This window comes from Trinickia sp. EG282A, from assembly GCF_040965455.1.
GTDB classification, from domain to species: Bacteria; Pseudomonadota; Gammaproteobacteria; order Burkholderiales; family Burkholderiaceae; genus Trinickia; species Trinickia symbiotica.
Genome location: NZ_JBFRCC010000001.1, coordinates 109,395 through 127,068, shown reverse-complemented (window position 1 = coordinate 127,068; position 17,674 = coordinate 109,395). Strand labels below are relative to the sequence as shown.

The window sequence follows — 17,674 nt, the reverse complement described above, 5'->3', positions numbered from 1 at the left end:
CCCCTCACCATGCTTGCCCGAATCGAAACGATGCGCGCGCAGCTGCGCCCGTCCGAACGCAAACTCGCCGACTACATCCTCGATACCCCGCGCGAGGTACTGGATCTCGCCATGACGGAGCTGGCCGAGCGCGTCGGCGTCAGCCAACCGACGATCGCGCGCTTCTGCCACGCGCTCGGCTGCGGGGGATTCCGCGAATTCAAGATCCGGCTCGCCCAAAGCATCGCGCAGGGCGTGCCGTCCGTCTATCGCGACGTGCGACCGGACGAGCCGGCACCGGGCGTCGTGGCCAAAGTATTCGATCGGACCATCGGGGCCCTGATCGAGGTGCGCAACAGCTTGTCGGCGGCGAGCATCGCGAAGGCGATCGATCTGCTTGCCGAGGCCTCGCGCATCGAGTTCTATGGCGCCGGCGGCTCGGGCATCGCCGCGCAGGACATTCAGCACAAGTTCTTCCGCCTCGGCATTCCCAGCGTCGCCTACGCGGATCCGCACACGTACTCGATGTCGGCCGCGCTGCTTTCCGCGGGCGATGTCGTCGTGGCGATCTCGAACACGGGGCGCACGCGCGATATCGTCGATGCAGCGCAATCGGCGCTCGATTGCGGCGCGAAGGTCGTCGCGATCACGCACGGCAACTCTCCGCTCGCGCAGATCGCGACGGTGAGCCTCATCGCGAATGTGACCGAGGAAACCGATGTGTTTTCGCCGATGACCTCGCGCATGTCGCATCTTGCGATCGGGGACATTCTCGCCGTCGGCGTCGCGCTGCGGCGCGGACCCGAGCTTGCCGACAAGCTCGGGCGCGCGAAGGCGACAATCACGCGTCGCCGCATCGACGGGAACGGATAGGACGCGCGCGGAACGTCGCGCTCAGAACGGCTTCAAGACGACGAGCGCCACCGCGGCGAGCAGGCCGAGCACGGGCAGTTCGTTGAATAACCGATACCAGCGGTGCGAGCGGCGGTTTTCGCCGCGTTCGAACGTGGTGAGCAGACGCCCGCAGTAGAAGTGATAGAGGACGAGCAGCACGACGACGCCCACCTTCGCGTGGATCCAGCCCTGCCCCGCGCCGATGCCGATCACGAGCCAGAGCCAGAGCCCGCACGCGAGCGCCGGCACGGCGATGAAGGTCATGAAACGAAACAGCTTGCGCGCCATCACGAGCAGACGCTTCACGGCCGCCGGCTCGGTTTCCATCGCGAGATTGACGAAGATGCGCGGAAGATAGAAAAGCCCGGCGAACCAGGCGGCCACGAGGACGATATGAAACGTCTTGATCCAGAGCATCGGCGATTTGTTCGAAACTTGTTACTGGCGCCCCTCGCCGTGCCCCAGCACGACGTACTTCAGCGACGTGAGGCCCTCGAGCCCGACCGGGCCGCGCGCGTGCAGCTTGTCGTTCGAAATGCCGATCTCGGCGCCGAGCCCGTATTCGAAACCGTCCGCGAAGCGCGTCGACGCATTCACCATCACGCTCGCCGAATCGACCTCGCGCAAAAACCGCATCGCGCGATCATGATCCTCAGTGACGATTGCATCGGTATGGGCCGAGCCGTATGTGTTGATGTGCTCGATCGCGGCATCGATGCCGTCGACGACCTTAATGGACAGGATGGGCGCCAGATATTCGGTGCGCCAGTCCTCTTCCGTCGCATCGACGAGCGCGAGCGCGGGCGTGTCTGCGCCGCACGCCGTCTCGAGCACTGCACGCGACGCCGCATCGACGCGCAGCTCGACGCCTTTGTCGCGATAGAGGCGCGCTAGCGGCGGCAGAACGGCACGCGCGATGCCGCGCCCCACGAGCAGCGTCTCCATCGTGTTGCAGGTGCCGTAGCGCTGCGTCTTCGCGTTGTCGCAGACGGCGAGCGCCTTCGCCACGTCGGCGCGGTCGTCGACATAGACGTGGCAAATGCCATCGAGATGCTTGATCATCGGCACGCGCGCTTCCTCGATCAGCCGTGCGATGAGGCTCTTGCCGCCGCGCGGCACGATCACGTCGACATACTCGGTCATCGTGATCAGCTTGCCGACGGCAGCCCGATCGGCCGTCTCGACGACCTGCACGGCATCGCGCGGCAAGCCGGCCGCCGCGAGCCCCTCACCTATCAGCGCCGCGAGCGCCGTATTCGACGCGAGCGCCTCGGAGCCGCCGCGCAGGATCGTCGCGTTGCCCGACTTCAGGCAAAGCGCGGCCGCGTCGATCGTGACGTTCGGGCGCGACTCGTAGATGATCCCGACCACGCCGAGCGGCACACGCATGCGTCCCACCTGAATGCCGCTCGGGCGGTACTTGAGACCGTCGATCTCACCGATCGGATCGGGCAACGCCGCCACTTGGCGCAGCCCCTCCACCATCGTCGATAGCGCCTTGTCAGAAAGCGTGAGGCGGTCGACGAACGCCGCGTCGAGTCCTTTTTCGCGCGCACTGGCCAGGTCCCGCGCATTGGCTTCTTTCAGCGCGGCGGCCTCGCGTTCGATCGCGCGCGCGATCGATTCGAGGGCGTCGTTCTTCGCCGCGGTCGTGGCACGTGCCATCGCGCGGGAAGCCTGGCGGGCCCTGCGGCCGACGCCGCTCATGTAGTCGTCGATGTTCATAATCATTCTCATAGCGAATGGCGCGCCGACGTCGAAGCGCCATGCCTGCAAACGGGGATTCACCGATTGTAAGCGGAACCCGCCCAATCGCGCGTGGGGCGGCGTGCTCAGGTCGCAGCCCGCGAATCGGCGCCTCGGCGCTTTTCCGGCGCCGCCACGAGCGCCGCGAGCTCGAAGAGGCCATCCCATGGATCGGGGGGCAACGGCTCGCGGCGGCGTGCGCCCGGCACGCTGCCTGTGAGCCCCTTGACCTGCCTGTCGAGGGCGGCGGCGAGCGCCAGTCCCTCTTCGAGCCGAGCTTCGGTCAAGCGCGCCAGCGCCGGCCCGACGAGCCGCTCGCGCGGGCCCCAGACGCGGTTTTCACGCAATAGCACGGCGAGCGGCTTGCCTGCCGCGACCCCGCGCTTGATCCTGAGCAGCGTGCGCACCTCTTCGGACAACGCCCAGAGCACGAGGACGGCCGCCTCGCCTTCGCCCTTCAATCCGTCGATCATTCGCGCGAGCCGGGCGACGTCGCCCGCGAGCATCGCCTCGTTGAGCTTGAACACGTCGTAGCGCGCGACGTTGAGTACGGCGTCGTGCACCGCGTCGAACGTCAGCGTGCCGGCCGGATAGAGCAGCCCGAGCTTCTGGATTTCCTGGTGCGCCGCGAGCAAATTGCCCTCGACGCGCTCCGCGATGAATTGCAGCGCGCGCCGCCCTTCCTCGCCCGCCGCGACGCGCTGCCCTTGTTGGGCGAGCCGCTGCGCCACCCAGTTCGGCAGTTGCGCGCGCTCGACGGGATCGATGCGCAACGCCACGCCGGCATCGGTAAGCGCGGTGAACCATGCGGCTTTCTGCGTCGCCGCATCGAGGCGCGGCAGCGTGACGAGCGTCAGCAGATCGGGGTTGCCGGCCGACGCCAGCGCCTTCAGCGCATCGGCGCCCTCCTTGCCCGGCTTGCCCGACGGGATCCGCAGCTCGATCAGCTGCCGCTCGCCGAAGAGCGACATCGATTGGCTCGCGCCGATCAGCGCGCTCCAGTCGAAGCTGCGCTCGACCGTGAACACGGAACGTTCCGTGAAGCCGGCCGCGCGCGCCGCAGCGCGGATACGGTCGCAGGCTTCCTGAACGAGCAGATGCTCGTCGCCATAGACGACGTAGAGGCTTCCGAGCCCCTTGGTGAGATGCGCTTCGAGCGCGTCGAGTCGCAGTTGCATGCGAATCCGATACGAGTGCCGGCGGATGAAGGCGGATGCGGCAGCGGCCGTCAGAGCGGCGGCGGCGGCAGCGGCGCGCGCGGCGCCACACCCGGCACTTGCTGGCCCGGTCCCGGATGCAGCGAGTGGACGGCCGCGAGACGCCGAGTGAGCTGATCGACGGCGTCGTTTTGCATGTCCGCGTAGAGCAGCTCCGATTCCTGCGACTTGGCGAGCGTGTACTGGGTGCTGTAGGTCATCGCGCGGTTGAGCGCAATGACGCTCGGCGGGATCAGGACGGTGCCGTCGACGCCGGTCAGCGTATAGCTGAGCGAGTAGTTGAGTTGATACTCTTCCGCGATGCCGAGCGAGCTCAGCGTCAATATCGACTGGCCGCGACCCTCGCCAACGCTCAGGATCGCGTCAGCATCGGCCGTCGACTTGACGATCACCGTATCGCTGCCGCCTTGCACCATGCGTGCGAGACGCGCGGCGACCGGTGCCGGCGCGCCGACGATCGCGAGGCGCTTGAACGCGTAGTCCTGCTGTCCGCGCAGTTGAAAGCCGCACGCGCTCAGCATCGTCGCGCCGCAAGCGAGGGCAAGAAACGATCGGCGAATCACGTTGTAGGTTCCCCTGTTCTATCGCTGCGAGGCCTCATCCCGAGCCCCCCGTCAGACGACGATGTTCACGAGCCGGCCCGGCACCACGACGATCTTTTTCGCCGGCTTGCCTTCGCCGAAACGCGCGAACATCTCGTGCGCAAGCGCCGCGCTTTCGATGGCCTCGCGCGGCGCGTCCTTCGCAATCGTCAGTGCGCCGCGAACTTTGCCGTTCACCTGCAGCACGAGCTCGATCTCGGCCTGCTCGAGCGCTTTTTCGTCGACCTTCGGCCACGGCGCATCGAGCAGCGGGCCGAACTCGTCGGCGTAGCCGAGCGAGCCCCATAGCGCATGCGTGACGTGCGGCACGACCGGGTAGAGCACACGCAGCAAGATGCCATAGCATTCGCGCAGCACCGGCGCGTGGCCGTTCTTCGCGGCTTCGAGCGCGTTGAGCATTTTCATCGCCGCCGAAACGACCGTGTTGTACTGCAGGCGCTGATAGTCGAAATCGGCTTGCTTGAGCACGCCGTGGATCTCGCGTCGCAACGTCTTGTCGGCCTCGGCGAGCGAGCCGGCATCGAGCGCGCCGCGTGCGGTCAAGGTCGGACGATTGGCATAGGCGAAGGACCACAGGCGCCGCAAGAAACGGCTCGCGCCTTCGACACCCGCGCCCGACCATTCGAGCTGTTGCTCGGGCGGCGACGCGAACATCGTGAAAAGACGCGCCGTATCGGCGCCGTATTGATCGATGAGCAGCTGCGGATCGACGCCGTTGTTCTTCGACTTCGACATCTTCTCGATGCCGCCGAGCTGCACCGGCTGACCGTCCGAATTCAGGGTCGCGCCGATCGGGCGCCCTTTCTCGTCGTGCGAGACCGTGACGTCGGCTGGGTTGTACCAGGTCTTCTTGCTCGACGCGTCTTCGCGATAGAACGTTTCGTTGAGCACCATGCCCTGCGTGAGCAGGTTTTTCGCCGGCTCGCCGAACGAAACGAGGCCCATGTCGCGCATCACCTTAGCCCAGAACCGCGAGTACAGCAGGTGCAGGATCGCGTGCTCGATGCCGCCGATGTATTGATCCATCGGCATCCAGTAATCGGTGCGCGCATCGACCATCGTCGGCGCATCGGGACATGCGTAGCGCGAGAAGTACCAGGCCGAATCGACAAACGTATCCATCGTGTCCGTTTCGCGTTTCGCCTGCGCACCGCATGTCGGGCACGCGCAATTGAGGAACGCTTCGGACTTGGCGAGCGGATTGCCGGTGCCGTCCGGCACGAGATCTTCGGGCAGGACGACGGGCAGGTCCTCCTCGGGCACGGGCACGTCGCCGCACGAGGGGCAGTGGATGATGGGGATCGGCGTGCCCCAGTAGCGCTGGCGCGAGATACCCCAGTCGCGCAGGCGCCACGTCACGCGCTTGTCGCCGAGACCGAGCGCGTTCAAGTCCGACGCGATCGCGTCGACGGCGTCCTGATGCGACAGGCCGTCGTACTTGCCGCTGTCGATGCAGACGACGCCCTCCTTATCGGCGTACCACTCCTGCCAGGCATCGGTCGAATAGTTGAAGCCGGCTTTCGCGATGACCTGCTTGATCGGCAGACCGTACTTCTTCGCGAACGCGAAATCGCGCTCATCGTGCGCGGGCACGCCCATGACCGCGCCTTCGCCGTAGCTCATCAGGACGTAGTTGCCGATCCAGACCTCCACGCGCTCGCGAGTGAGCGGATGCGTGACGAAAAAGCCGGTCGGCACGCCTTTCTTTTCCATGGTGGCGATATCGGCCTCGGCCACTCCGCCGTGCCGGCATTCGTCGATGAACGCCTGCAGCTCGGGCTTGTCCTGAACGAGGCGCGCCGCGAGCGGATGCTCGGCCGCGATGGCGCAGAACGTCACGCCCATGACCGTGTCGGCGCGCGTCGTGAAGACGCGAAGCAGCTTCTTCTCGCCGTCGAGCTCGTACGGAAAGCCGAAGTTCACGCCATAGCTCTTGCCGATCCAGTTCTGCTGCATCACCTTCACGCGCTCGGGCCAGCCGAGGCCGTCGAGGTCGTTCAGCAGCTCGTCGGCATAGTCGGTGATCCGCATGTAGTACATCGGAATCTCGCGCTTCTCGACGGCCGCGCCGGAACGCCAGCCCCGCCCGTCGATCACCTGCTCGTTCGCGAGCACGGTCTGGTCGACAGGGTCCCAGTTCACCGTACCGGTCTTTTTGTAGACGATGCCCTTCTCGAGCATCTTCAGAAAGAGCCACTGATTCCACTTGTAGTAGTCGGGCTTGCAGGTCGCGACCTCGCGCGACCAGTCGATCGCCAGCCCCATCGACTGCATCTGCCCCTTCATGTAGGCGATGTTGTCGTAGGTCCACTTCGCCGGCGGCACGCCGTTCGCCATCGCCGCGTTCTCGGCCGGCATGCCGAACGCGTCCCAGCCCATCGGCATCAGCACGTTGTAGCCGTTCATCCGCAGATAGCGGTACATCACGTCGTTGATCGTGTAGTTGCGCACGTGCCCCATGTGCAGCTTGCCCGACGGATACGGCAGCATCGACACGCAGTAGAACTTCGGCTTGGCCGGAATCTCCTCGCTCCGGTAAGCGTTGGATGCGCGCCAATCTGCCTGGGCAGCGGCTTCGATATCGGCGGGTAAGTATCTTTCTTGCATGGGCGTGGTTTGGGCTGGTATCTCGTGGCGCTTCGTCTCGTCGGCCGCTTCGGCTTGCTCGCGCGCGGGACAGGAGGCCCGCGTGAAGATCACGGCGTTGGAAAGCGCGTCCCCTCTCGCGAAGGGAAAGGGTCGATTATACCGTCGGAGCAGACGTCAACGCGCTGCCGGGCTTTGCGGTGGAGGCGGCTCGGTCACGAAGCCGATCCGTTCGAGGCCGGCCTGCTGAGCCGCGCCCATGACCTGGGCGATGATGTCGTAACGCGTGGCGCGCGCCGCGCGCAAATGGATCTCGGGAGGCTGCGGCGCTTTGCCCGCCGCGGCCAGCGCCGCGCGCACGGCCTCGAGCGAAGACGGTTTGCCGTTCCAGTAGAGCTTGCCCGCATCGTCGATCGAAAGCGTGATCGTCTGCGGCGTCTGCCGCGCCGGCGCCGACGAAACCTTCGGCAGATCGAGGCGGATCGCGTGCGTGAGCAACGGCGCGGTGATGATGAAGATGACGAGCAGCACGAGCATGACGTCGATGAGCGGCGTCATGTTGATGTCCGCCATCGGCGCGGCTTCATGATGCCCGTCGAATCCGCCGAATGCCATCCTCGTCTCCTTCCTCTTTGCTACGCCTGCAGTTGCGCGTCGCGCGGCCGATGGGTCGCCTCTTTGCCGGGCGCGCAGACATAAGCGTGCAGATCGCGGGCGAAGCCGTCCAAATCTTCGGACAGTTGCCGCTGCAAGCGGCCGAGGATGTTGTAGCCGAGCACGGCGGGAATGGCGACGACGAGGCCGAACGCCGTCATGATGAGCGCCTCGCCGACGGGCCCCGCCACGTTCTCGATGACGGCCTGCCCGCTCGCGGCAATGCTCGTCAGTGCGTGGTAGATGCCCCAGACTGTGCCGAGCAGGCCGACGAACGGCGCGGTGCTGCCGATCGAAGCAAGCAGGACATGGCCGAACTCGAGCCGCCGCCGTGATGCGGTCAGCGCCTGGCGCAGCGCCCGCGTGACGCGCTCCGAAAGCTCGACGCGCGCGAGCATCGCATTGGGCGAGTACGCCTGTCCTGCTTCGAGCGCCGCTTCCGCCAGCGGTGCGAACACGCGCTCTTTATCGGCGCCGCGAATCGCGAGCACGGCCTCCGGAAGCGTCGGCGCCTGCCAGAACAGCGTCATGGCGCGCGGCCCCTGGTGCTTCGCTCGGACGAGCATCCAGCATTTCGCGATCAGGAAGCACCAGCTGGCCACCGACATCGCCAGCAGCAGGTAAGCCACGCCGTGCGTCACGGCGTCACCGGATTCCAGGTAGTGAAGCATGCCGGTGTTCACGATTCGATCCGAACTGAAAATGCGTTGTCTCGGGACAGGACGTCGTCGGCTTTTCGGCTGCGCGCCGTGACGCCGCCGTGCGTCCTCGTTCGCCCGAGTGTAGCGCACGAGCCGCGCCCGCCGCGTGACAAAGCCGGGAAATCGACGAAATCGGGAAAATCGCCCGCCTCAGGGGCTGTCGGCGCGTCAGCGCAGCCCGAGCACGTCCTGCATGTCGTAGAAGCCCGCATCGCGCCCGGCGAGAAAGTGGGCCGCGCGCAGCGCTCCTTGTGCATAGGAGACGCGGCTCGCCGATTTGTGCGTGATCTCGATGCGCTCGCCGGCACCGGCGAAGAGGACCGTGTGATCGCCGACGATGTCGCCGCCCCGGATCGCCGAGAAGCCGATCGTCGACGGATCGCGCTCGCCCGTGATGCCGTGGCGACCATAGACGGCGCAATCGTCGAGCTTACGCCCGAGTGCGCCTGCGACGGCCTCGCCCATCATCAGCGCGGTGCCCGAAGGCGCATCGACTTTATGGCGGTGATGCGCCTCGATGATCTCGATGTCGTACCCTTGGGCGAAGTAAGGTGCGGCGAATTCGAGCAGCTTCAATGTGACGTTGACGCCGATGCTCATATTGGCCGCGAAGACGATGCCGATTTTCTCGCCGGCGCGCGCGAGCGCCTGCTTTTGGCTCGCATCGAAGCCCGTCGTGCCGATCACGAGTTTGACGCCGTGCCGCAGCGCCGCCTCGACGTGCGCCATCGTGCCCTCGGGACGCGTGAAGTCGATCAGGCAATTGGAGGCGGCGAGCACGCCGTCGATGTCGCCCGTGAGCGCGACGCCGGTTTTCTTGCCGAGAAACGCGCCCGCGTCCTCGCCTATCGTCTGAGCATCGGGGCGATCGAGCGCGCCGGTAAGCGTCGCGTCCGGATCGTTCAGCACCGCTTCGATCAGCATCCGGCCCATTCGGCCCGATGCGCCCGCTATGGCGATTTTCATCGGCACGCTGTCCTCACGAAGAACTGGCGGACGACGAACCCGAGCGCGCGCCGCTGCCCGACCCGTTGCTGCTTTCCGTGCCGGCCGGCCCGACCGGCTGACTTTGATCGGGCGAAGCCGGCTGCGGCTGGCGATGAAACTGGAACTGCGGCGTCGCGCCGCCGGGCCCGCCCGGCGAGGGATTGCCCGAGCGCACGGAAGGCGTTCCGCCGGTGGGCGACTGCACCTGGTTGACGGCACGGTTGGCCGCCTGCGCGGCTTGAGCGTTCGGATCGGCGCCGGCGCCCGAAGCCGCCGTGGGTGCCGAGGCTTCGGCCGCCGCGGACGCGCTCGCCGCCGACGCGGCCGGTGCTGCCGCACTGGCCGGGCTCGCGATCGCCGCGACCGTTTTCGCCTTCTTGCCGCGCTTGTCGCCGTCGATGTCGGCGAGCAGCTCGAGTTCGGACGGCAAATCGTCGCCGCCCTCCCAGCTTGCGACGCGGTCATCCGCGAAGTGGACGATGAAATCGCGCTGCTGCACGACCGAGGTCGAGCCGCGCTTGAAATAGAACAGATAGTCCCAGCGATCGGCGTGGAACATATCGGTCAAGAGCGGCGTGCCGAGCGCGGTCTTCACCTCCGCGCGCGTCATGCCGACACGAAGCTTCGCGGCGGCTTCTTTCGAAACGAAGTTGCCCTGAACGACCGTGATCCGATAAGGCGTGATGCTTTGCGCGACGCGCTGCGTGAGGCTATCGTAGGTCGAACACCCGGCGAGAACGGCAATTGCCGCCATCACGGCGAAAGCGCCGCGCGCCATGCTGTTCGTTCTGCTCCCCCGATATATCTTCAAAACAAAATTTCGACTCATTTCACCCACCGTGCGGGCCTCCGTTTGCATCTTGAGCGTCTTTCCCCGAGGGGGTGCTCAGTATGCCTGGGGCGGCCCGGCGCATACTGAAGTGTGACCGGAAAAGCAAAAAACCATTACCATTGGAGCCCTGCATTGTACTCTAGGGACGCCGACCCATGACCAATCCCACGGATCTGAAAAATATAGGGCTCAAGGCGACTCTACCGCGCCTTAAGATCCTCGAGATCTTCCAGCGCAGCGCCGTGCGTCATCTGACCGCGGAAGACGTTTACCGAAACCTGCTGCAAGAGCAACTCGACATCGGGCTCGCCACCGTCTATCGCGTGCTCACGCAATTCGAGCAGGCGGGACTGCTCTCGCGCAGCAACTTCGAGTCAGGCAAGGCCGTCTTCGAGCTCAACGAAGGGAAGCATCACGATCACCTCGTCTGCATCGACTGCGGACGCGTCGAGGAGTTCTTCGACCCAGAGATCGAATCGCGCCAGCACTCGATCGCCGAAGCGCGCGGCTTCAAGCTCCAGGAACACGCGCTCGCGCTCTACGGCGCCTGCACGAAAGAAAACTGCCCGCACCGCAAGCACTGAACGGGCAGCGTTCCGCTCCGATACCCGACGCCGGCCAGCGTCGATGGACTTTCTGGCCGGCGCGGCGACTCTCCCGCTTACTTCGCGGTCCCGAGCGCGATGGCCGTATCGAGCATGCGGTTCGAGAAACCCCACTCGTTGTCGTACCAGCTCGACACCTTGACGAGACGGCCCGACACCTTCGTGAGCGTTGCATCGAACGTCGACGAAGCGGGATTGTGGTTGAAGTCGATCGAAACGAGCGGCGCGTCGTTGTAGGCCAGAATGCCCTTCAACGCTCCACCCTCCGACGCGTCCTTCATGATCGAGTTGATCTCGTCGACGGTCGTATCGCGCTTGGCGATGAACGAGAGGTCGACGATCGACACGTTGATCGTCGGGACGCGGATCGCGTAGCCGTCGAGCTTGCCTGCGAGGTCCGGCAGCACGAGGCCGATCGCCGAGGCCGCGCCGGTCTTCGTCGGAATCTGGCTATGCGTGGCCGAGCGCGCGCGGCGCAAATCCGAATGGTAGACGTCGGTCAGCACCTGGTCGTTCGTGTACGAGTGGATCGTCGTCATCAGGCCCGACTCGAGGCCGATTTTGTCGTTGAGCGGCTTGACGAGCGGCGCGAGGCAGTTCGTCGTGCACGACGCGTTCGAGATGACCGTATGGTCGGCTTTCAGCGTCGTGTGGTTCACGCCGTAGACGATCGTCGCGTCGACATCCTTGCCGCCCGGCGCCGAAATCAGCACCTTCTTCGCGCCGGCCGCGAGGTGAGCGCCTGCCTTTTCCTTCGACGTGAAGAGACCCGTGCACTCCATCACCACGTCGACGTTGAGCTCACGCCACGGCAGCTCGGCCGGATTGCGATGTGCGAGTACGCGGATCTTGTCGCCGTTCACGACGAGGAACTCGCCCTCCACCGACACTTGCCCCGGAAACGGGCCGTGCGCCGTGTCGTACTTGGTCAGATGCGCGTTGGTGTTCGCATCGCCGAGGTCGTTGATCGCGACGATCTCGAGATCGTGCTTTTTGCCGCTCTCGTAGAACGCGCGCAGCGTGTTGCGGCCGATCCGGCCATAACCGTTGATTGCAACGCGAATCGTCATGCTGTTTCTCCTGATCTTGGGCTGAAAAATACCTTCGATGTTCGAAAGCCCGCCGGGCACCTCAAGACTGCCTTGCGGGCGTTCCGCCGTTCTCGTCCTCTTATGAATCGAGCGCCGCCTTCGCCTGCGCGACGACATGCTCGACCGTGAAACCGAAGTGCTTGAAGAGCACGCCGGCCGGGGCCGATTCACCATACGTGTCGATACCGACCACGCCACCCTCGAGCCCGACGTACTTTCGCCAGTAGTCGGTCACGCCTGCCTCGATCGCTACGCGGCGCACGCCCTTCGGAAGCACGCGCTCGCGATATTCGGAGTCCTGACGGTCGAAGACCGTCGTCGATGGCATCGACACGACGCGCGCACCGATGCCCTCTCGCGCGAGCGGCTCGATCGCCTTCAAGGCGAGCTCGACTTCCGAGCCGGTCGCGATCAGGATGATTTTGCGCGCAACGATTTCGTCGTTCCAGTCGCGCAGCACATAGCCGCCTTTGGCGACGTTCGCGATCTGAGCGTCCGTGCGCGTCGTGAACGCCACGTTCTGGCGGCTGAAGACGAGGCACGACGGGCCGCGGTGCTCGACGGCCTGCGTCCACGCAACCGCCGTCTCGACTGTATCGGCCGGACGCCAGAGCGCCAGATTCGGGATCAAGCGCAGACTCGCGAGATGCTCGATCGGCTGGTGCGTCGGGCCATCCTCGCCGAGTCCGATCGAATCGTGCGTGAAGACAAAGATCGAAGGCGCCTTCATCAGCGCGGCAACGCGCAGCGCGTTGCGGCTGTAGTCGGAGAACGTCAGGAACGTGCCGCCGAAGGGCTTGTAGCCGCCATGCAGCGCGACGCCGTTGATGATGGCGCTCATGCCGAATTCGCGAACGCCATAGTTGATATGGTTGCCCCATTGGATGCCCGCGGCCGCGCCTTCGGCCGCGCGCACGGGCTTGCTCGCCTTCCAGTTGGTGAGGTTCGAGCCCGTCAGGTCGGCCGAGCCGCCGAGCAGTTCGGGCAGCGCCGCGGCGAGTCCTTCGATGGCTTGCTGCGAGGCCTTGCGCGTCGCGACCGTCTCGGCGCGCTCGTTCGCGCCCGCAATGATCGCCTGCGCCTTCGCGGCCCAGTCGGCGGGCAGTTGGCCCGCGGCGCGGCGCGCGAATTCGGCCGCCTCTTGCGGATGCTTGACCCGGTATTGCGCGAAGGCGTCGTTCCACTGCGCCTCGTTGCGCGCACCCTGCTCCTTCGCATCCCACGCCGCATAGACTTCCTGCGGAACGACGAACGGCTCCCATTTCCAGCCGATTGCCTCGCGCGTGGCCGCGACCTCGGCGGCGCCGAGCGGTGCGCCGTGCACGTCGTGCGTGCCCGCCTTCGTCGGTGCGCCCTTGCCGATTACCGTCTTGCAGCAGATCAGCGTCGGCCGGTCCGCGCGCTTGGCCGCTTGGATCGCGGCATCGACGGCCTCGACGTCATGACCGTCCACGGCGCGAATCACGTTCCAGCCGTAGGCTTCGAAACGTTTTGGCGTGTCGTCGTGGAACCAGTGCTCGACGTGGCCGTCGATCGAAATGCCGTTGTCGTCGTAAAGCGCGATGAGCTTGTTCAGCTTCAATGTGCCGGCGAGCGAGCACGCCTCGTGCGAGATGCCTTCCATCAGGCAGCCGTCGCCGAGGAACACGTAAGTGTGGTGATCGACGATCTTCGCATCGGCCTTGTTGAATTCGGCCGCGAGGAGCGCTTCGGCAAGCGCCATCCCGACCGCGTTCGCAAGACCCTGGCCGAGCGGTCCGGTCGTCGTCTCGACGCCGGGCGTGATGCCGTATTCGGGGTGGCCGGGCGTCTTCGAATGGAGCTGGCGGAAGTTCTTCAGCTCTGCCATCGGCAGCTCATAGCCGGTCAGATGCAGCAGCGAATACAGCAGCATCGAGCCGTGCCCGTTCGAGAGCACGAAGCGGTCGCGGTCGGCCCAGTGCGGATTCGCCGGATTGTGCTTGAGGTGCCGCGACCAAAGCGCGACGGCGATCTCCGCCATGCCCATCGGCATGCCGGGATGGCCTATGTTCGCTTGTTGCACGGCATCCATCGCGAGTGCGCGAATCGCATTCGCCATCAGGGCGGTCGGAGCGGGGGACGAGGTCGTCATGTCGGTGCGGAAGAACGAGTCGAGAAAGCGGGGCCGAAGGCGGACCGTCGCTCGGGCTGCGCGCTTTTCGGACGTCGCCGGCGTGGGCCGCGAGGGCCAAGGCGGGACGGCATCGGCCGCGCGGGCTTGCTGGACGCAGAAGCCGGGGGAGCGAACGGACGGGGCTGCAAAGCGTGTAATTCTAACAGATAGCCACCGGGATTCCGGCCGCCGAACGTCCGCTGGCCGCCGCCCTCGAGGGAGGGTCCGCTCCTATAATCGCGGGTTGTCACGCCCTGCACTTGCTGCCGCTACCGCGAGCGGCAGCTTTTCGACTCCGTTGCCATGCCCCGTTTCTTTCTCGATGCCGCCATCCATTCGGGTGACGTTCTCACGCTGCCCGACGACGTGGCGCGCCATGTTCAAGTGCTGCGCCTCAATCCGGGCGACACGCTGACGCTCTTCAACGGCCAAGGAGGCCAATATGCCGCGCGGCTCGCCGAAGTCGGCCGGCGCAGCGCCGTCGTCGAAGTCGGCGAATTTTCGGCGGTCGATGTCGAGCCGCCTTACGAAATCACGCTCGCGCAAGGCGTAGCGGGCGGGGACAAGATGGACTGGCTCACCGAGAAGGCGGTCGAGCTCGGCGCGGCGCGCTTCGTGCCGCTCGCGACGGCAAGAAGCGTAGTCCGGCTCACCGGCGAGCGCGCCGCGCGCCGACAGGCGCACTGGCAAGCGCTCGTTCAGTCCGCGTGCGAGCAGTGCGGCCGCAACCGTGTGCCGGCGGTCGAAGCGCCGAACGACTTCATGCGCTGGCTGGAGGGGTTACCCGCCGCCACTGCCGAAGGCGAGCTACGGCTCATGCTCTCACCGCGCGCGCAACTCCCATTCGCTGCGCTGCCCTCTGCGGCACCGAGCGCCGCGGTGACGCTGCTGATCGGTCCGGAGGGGGGGCTTTCACCGGAGGAGGAAGACGCCGCCGCTGCGCGCGGTTTCACGGCACTCTCGCTCGGCCCGCGTGTGTTGCGCACCGAGACCGCCGGGATTGCGGTGCTAGCCGCGCTTGCGGCGCGCTGGGGTGGCTGGTAGCACCTGGGCCTGCTAGCTGTTGCCGACCTCGAGGCTGTACCAGGTCGGCACCAGGCGCTTCACGAGCACCTCGACGCGCACGACGCTCTCGATAAGGTCGATCGCTTGTCTCGCCGAAGGCGGCGGCGCTGGTGACTCGTATATTTTGTCATTGCGCTCACGAGCAGCGTGCTCGATTTCGATTCGATCGTCGATATCCAGTTCAAGGCCTACGTGGTCCAAAAGCGTCCCGATAGCGCGTATGCGATGGCCGTCACCACCCGTTGGCGCGAGCGCGTGCAGGTACAGGAAGCCAATCGCTAAAGCATGGACCGCCTCATAGGCGAGCGCGTAGCGGACGATCGGGGGCTGCTTCGCATCTTTCGCTGACTGTAGAAACGATGCGGCGTTTCGCCGGAGCTGCGCTGCATTGCTAGCTTTGAAGATTGTTGGCCGAACGTACTTTGCGTTAAGCATGTTCGTCAGCTTGTCTGTGAGTGGGAGTGGAAACATCGAGCGGTATCTTGGGACCTTGATCGATCGAATGTAATACAGGGTCCGTTGCGCGCTTCGCATCCCATTCTTCTTTCGGATAAACGCTCACGTGAATCTCGCGCCCGAGCTCGCCACCCGCCACATCGAGCTCTCGTTGCACACGCCCAGTCCGTACATCGCCGACAACCATGACGTCGACGTCACTTGCCGCGGTTGCTGCCCCGCTGGCTATGGAGCCGAAGATAAAGGCCTGCACGATCTTGTCGCGGATTGGCGCGAGCGCACGCTCGAGAGGCTCCTTGACGCCGAAACTCTTCACCGCGATCCGCCGGAGTTCCGGGTAGAGCGGATGACCCGGATTGATGCGATACCGACGCTGCTTACGGTCAGTTTCCACGTCTATCACGCGCGCGTCGCACAGCGTTCTCAGAAATGCTTGCGTCGAGCTTCGCCCCCCTTCCGCAAGCTCGAATAATTCCGATAGCGAAAAGCTGCGATCAGGGTTCAATAGCAGAGGGCCAAGGATGCGCTGTTGCTTCGGTGTAAGCAGGAAATCAGCGAGCATTCGTACCTCTTTCAGGTAAAAAGTTACCTAAATATGGTAACTCATCATCAGCCTGTGCGTACCTCAATCAGGTATGAAGTTACCCTTTTTCGGTAAAAGCGTTCGACAGGGGTCCAGACGAAAGAAAGGCCTGCGCGGCGGCAGGCCTTGTGATGTGAGCGGTGGCTATCGCCGATCTGGCGGCGGAGCAGCTCGCGTTTATCCCGCTCAGGCGAACGAGTAGAAGACGCGGAACGCCACTTTGCGCTCGGCCCAGAACTCGGCCGCTTCGCGGAACACGTCGAGCAGCGTCTCGCGTCCCTCCTTGTCGAACTTCTGCGCGATCGGCAGCGCTTCAAGCACGATGACGAATCCCGGCTGCGCACCCGCCTTGTCCACCAAATCGGTCAGACAGTCATAAAGCGCGTCGTAGTTCTTGCCGAAATGCTTCGGAAACAGGAACGACGTCGCGATCGTCTCGAGCACTTCCTGCTTCGACGCCGCGCCGCCACAATAGGCGTAGAGGAAATGCTGGCCCAGCCGGCCCGCCTCGTCGGCGAGATCCTGCACGCGGAACGCCCGGATCGACTGCACAATGTTCGGCCGCACCGTCGCGAATAAGCTCATAGGCTCCTCTTTCGATGAACGTCCGGGCTCGTCCTCAGGTTGCGCGCCCTGGCCGCGCTCGGCCTTGCGCATTTGCATGACGCGCTGAAAAAGATTGCCGTCGCCGGCCGCGAACAGATCCGTCGCGACTTGCGAATCGTGCGCGTAGATGTTGTCGCTCATGCCGCTCATCCCGATATCATTCAACAATGCGTTTAAAACTGTTGTAGTGGTCGTCCGAATAAAAACAGTTGTCGGTCCGCCTCGGCGGTCCGCCACAGACGATGCGGCGGGCGCCGCGATTTCTGGCGCGCGGCGTAGGAACCGTATATTCGTGGTAATAGCCGCGCGGGCGCGCCGGCAACAGCCGTTCGAAGTTGCCGAACACCACGCCATCCTTCGCGTAGGGATAGGGCCCGCCGGACGCGATCAAGTTCAATGTGTCTACCGCCTCGCCCGGCAATTGCGCCCGCGCGACGGTTGGGCCGACCCGTCCTGACTCGCCATAACCGTGAGCCGGCTCGCGCGCGAAGGCGGCCTGCCACCCAAACGGCTCCACGGCGCCCGGAACGAAGCTCCCGAAGCCACCGAGCACAGCCGCCACCAGCAAGCCGACGAACATTCCGCCGCGCTTTCTCGCCGCTGCCGCGCCTCCCCGCGCGCTCTTCTTCATTGATCGGCCCGATTTCCCTGCTTTCGTTTCTCGACGTGAACGACCACGAAAAGCGTAAGGGTATCTCTAACGGTCCTCGGAAGCAATCTTTGTGTGGAAAATGAAAGGTTTACGCGCGCCGAGTGCCTGGACCGGCAGTCCGTCCCACCGATCCCGCGTATCTTTTTATCTTTTTCGAGGAATTTTTATCCAGTTTACGTTAAGCTAACAGTGATGGCTCCGATCGCGACGGGTTTTTGCCTCCTCGTCGCCGGTTCCGAACCTGGGAGTCGTCGTTTCACGCTTTTGGGCGGCAATCCTCTCTA

General features: G+C 65.0%; 17 protein-coding genes and 1 pseudogene. 3 read left to right on the top strand and 15 right to left on the bottom strand.

What is annotated here, in order from left to right; genetic code table 11:
• Positions 1 to 9: 9 nt before the first annotated feature.
• Positions 10 to 852 carry a MurR/RpiR family transcriptional regulator gene (locus AB4Y31_RS00620; protein ID WP_368672263.1) on the top strand — a complete coding sequence of 281 codons (843 nt, stop codon included), beginning with the start codon at positions 10 to 12 and terminating at the stop codon, positions 850 to 852.
• A gap of 21 nt (positions 853 to 873) precedes the next feature.
• On the opposite strand, the gene AB4Y31_RS00615 is transcribed toward AB4Y31_RS00620, so the two are convergent.
• From AB4Y31_RS00615 to AB4Y31_RS00575, 9 genes are all read right to left on the bottom strand, one after another.
• Positions 874 to 1,290 carry a CopD family protein gene (locus tag AB4Y31_RS00615; RefSeq protein ID WP_368672262.1) on the bottom strand — a complete coding sequence of 139 codons (417 nt, stop codon included), beginning with the start codon at positions 1,288 to 1,290 and terminating at the stop codon, positions 874 to 876.
• A gap of 21 nt (positions 1,291 to 1,311) precedes the next feature.
• The gene (locus AB4Y31_RS00610; protein ID WP_368672261.1) at positions 1,312 to 2,598 is read right to left on the bottom strand and encodes a glutamate-5-semialdehyde dehydrogenase; all 1,287 of its coding nucleotides are present in this window, start codon (positions 2,596 to 2,598) and stop codon (positions 1,312 to 1,314) included.
• A 107-nt stretch (positions 2,599 to 2,705) separates the two neighbouring features.
• Positions 2,706 to 3,797 (bottom strand): DNA polymerase III subunit delta, encoded by a 1,092-nt coding sequence (holA, locus tag AB4Y31_RS00605; RefSeq protein ID WP_368672260.1) that lies wholly within the window; start codon positions 3,795 to 3,797, stop codon positions 2,706 to 2,708.
• 50 nt (positions 3,798 to 3,847) lie between these two features.
• Complete coding sequence (gene lptE / locus AB4Y31_RS00600) at positions 3,848 to 4,399, bottom strand: LPS assembly lipoprotein LptE (protein ID WP_368672259.1); 552 nt, start codon at positions 4,397 to 4,399, stop codon at positions 3,848 to 3,850.
• A gap of 51 nt (positions 4,400 to 4,450) precedes the next feature.
• Positions 4,451 to 7,045 carry a leucine--tRNA ligase gene (leuS, locus tag AB4Y31_RS00595; protein ID WP_368672258.1) on the bottom strand — a complete coding sequence of 865 codons (2,595 nt, stop codon included), beginning with the start codon at positions 7,043 to 7,045 and terminating at the stop codon, positions 4,451 to 4,453.
• A gap of 156 nt (positions 7,046 to 7,201) precedes the next feature.
• Positions 7,202 to 7,639 carry a biopolymer transporter ExbD gene (locus AB4Y31_RS00590; protein WP_018439899.1) on the bottom strand — a complete coding sequence of 146 codons (438 nt, stop codon included), beginning with the start codon at positions 7,637 to 7,639 and terminating at the stop codon, positions 7,202 to 7,204.
• A 20-nt stretch (positions 7,640 to 7,659) separates the two neighbouring features.
• A complete protein-coding gene (locus AB4Y31_RS00585) occupies positions 7,660 to 8,349 on the bottom strand; it encodes a MotA/TolQ/ExbB proton channel family protein (RefSeq protein WP_368673408.1) in 690 nt (229 codons plus the stop codon).
• Between the two features lie 198 nt (positions 8,350 to 8,547).
• A complete protein-coding gene (gene dapB / locus AB4Y31_RS00580) occupies positions 8,548 to 9,345 on the bottom strand; it encodes a 4-hydroxy-tetrahydrodipicolinate reductase (protein ID WP_368672257.1) in 798 nt (265 codons plus the stop codon).
• Between the two features lie 13 nt (positions 9,346 to 9,358).
• Positions 9,359 to 10,144: an outer membrane protein assembly factor BamE gene (locus AB4Y31_RS00575; RefSeq protein WP_018439896.1), complete on the bottom strand. Its 786-nt coding sequence runs from the start codon at positions 10,142 to 10,144 to the stop codon at positions 9,359 to 9,361.
• Between the two features lie 209 nt (positions 10,145 to 10,353).
• Between AB4Y31_RS00575 and fur the strand changes: the two genes are divergently transcribed.
• Complete coding sequence (gene fur / locus AB4Y31_RS00570; RefSeq protein WP_018439895.1) at positions 10,354 to 10,782, top strand: ferric iron uptake transcriptional regulator; 429 nt, start codon at positions 10,354 to 10,356, stop codon at positions 10,780 to 10,782.
• 77 nt (positions 10,783 to 10,859) lie between these two features.
• On the opposite strand, the gene gap is transcribed toward fur, so the two are convergent.
• Positions 10,860 to 11,873, bottom strand: a complete 1,014-nt coding sequence (gene gap, locus AB4Y31_RS00565; protein ID WP_368672256.1) for a type I glyceraldehyde-3-phosphate dehydrogenase — start codon at positions 11,871 to 11,873, stop codon at positions 10,860 to 10,862.
• 100 nt (positions 11,874 to 11,973) lie between these two features.
• Positions 11,974 to 14,007, bottom strand: coding sequence for a transketolase (gene tkt, locus AB4Y31_RS00560; protein WP_368672255.1), 2,034 nt, complete (start codon positions 14,005 to 14,007; stop codon positions 11,974 to 11,976).
• 324 nt (positions 14,008 to 14,331) lie between these two features.
• Between tkt and AB4Y31_RS00555 the strand changes: the two genes are divergently transcribed.
• Positions 14,332 to 15,072 carry a 16S rRNA (uracil(1498)-N(3))-methyltransferase gene (locus AB4Y31_RS00555; protein ID WP_368672254.1) on the top strand — a complete coding sequence of 247 codons (741 nt, stop codon included), beginning with the start codon at positions 14,332 to 14,334 and terminating at the stop codon, positions 15,070 to 15,072.
• Positions 15,073 to 15,084: 12 nt separating this feature from the next.
• Here the strand turns inward: AB4Y31_RS00555 and AB4Y31_RS00550 are convergent, their stop codons facing one another.
• The 4 genes and pseudogenes from AB4Y31_RS00550 to AB4Y31_RS00535 all read right to left on the bottom strand — a co-directional run.
• Complete coding sequence (locus AB4Y31_RS00550) at positions 15,085 to 15,627, bottom strand: hypothetical protein (protein ID WP_368673476.1); 543 nt, start codon at positions 15,625 to 15,627, stop codon at positions 15,085 to 15,087.
• On the bottom strand, positions 15,521 to 16,111 hold the full coding sequence (locus AB4Y31_RS00545; protein ID WP_368672253.1) for a nucleotidyltransferase domain-containing protein: 591 nt from the start codon (positions 16,109 to 16,111) through the stop codon (positions 15,521 to 15,523). Before AB4Y31_RS00545 ends, AB4Y31_RS00550 begins: the two co-directional genes overlap by 107 nt.
• Positions 16,112 to 16,318: 207 nt before the next feature.
• Complete coding sequence (locus tag AB4Y31_RS00540) at positions 16,319 to 16,879, bottom strand: barstar family protein (protein WP_368672252.1); 561 nt, start codon at positions 16,877 to 16,879, stop codon at positions 16,319 to 16,321.
• A gap of 16 nt (positions 16,880 to 16,895) precedes the next feature.
• A pseudogene (locus tag AB4Y31_RS00535) lies at positions 16,896 to 17,165 on the bottom strand (ribonuclease); the annotation flags it as partial.
• Positions 17,166 to 17,674: the final 509 nt, after the last annotated feature.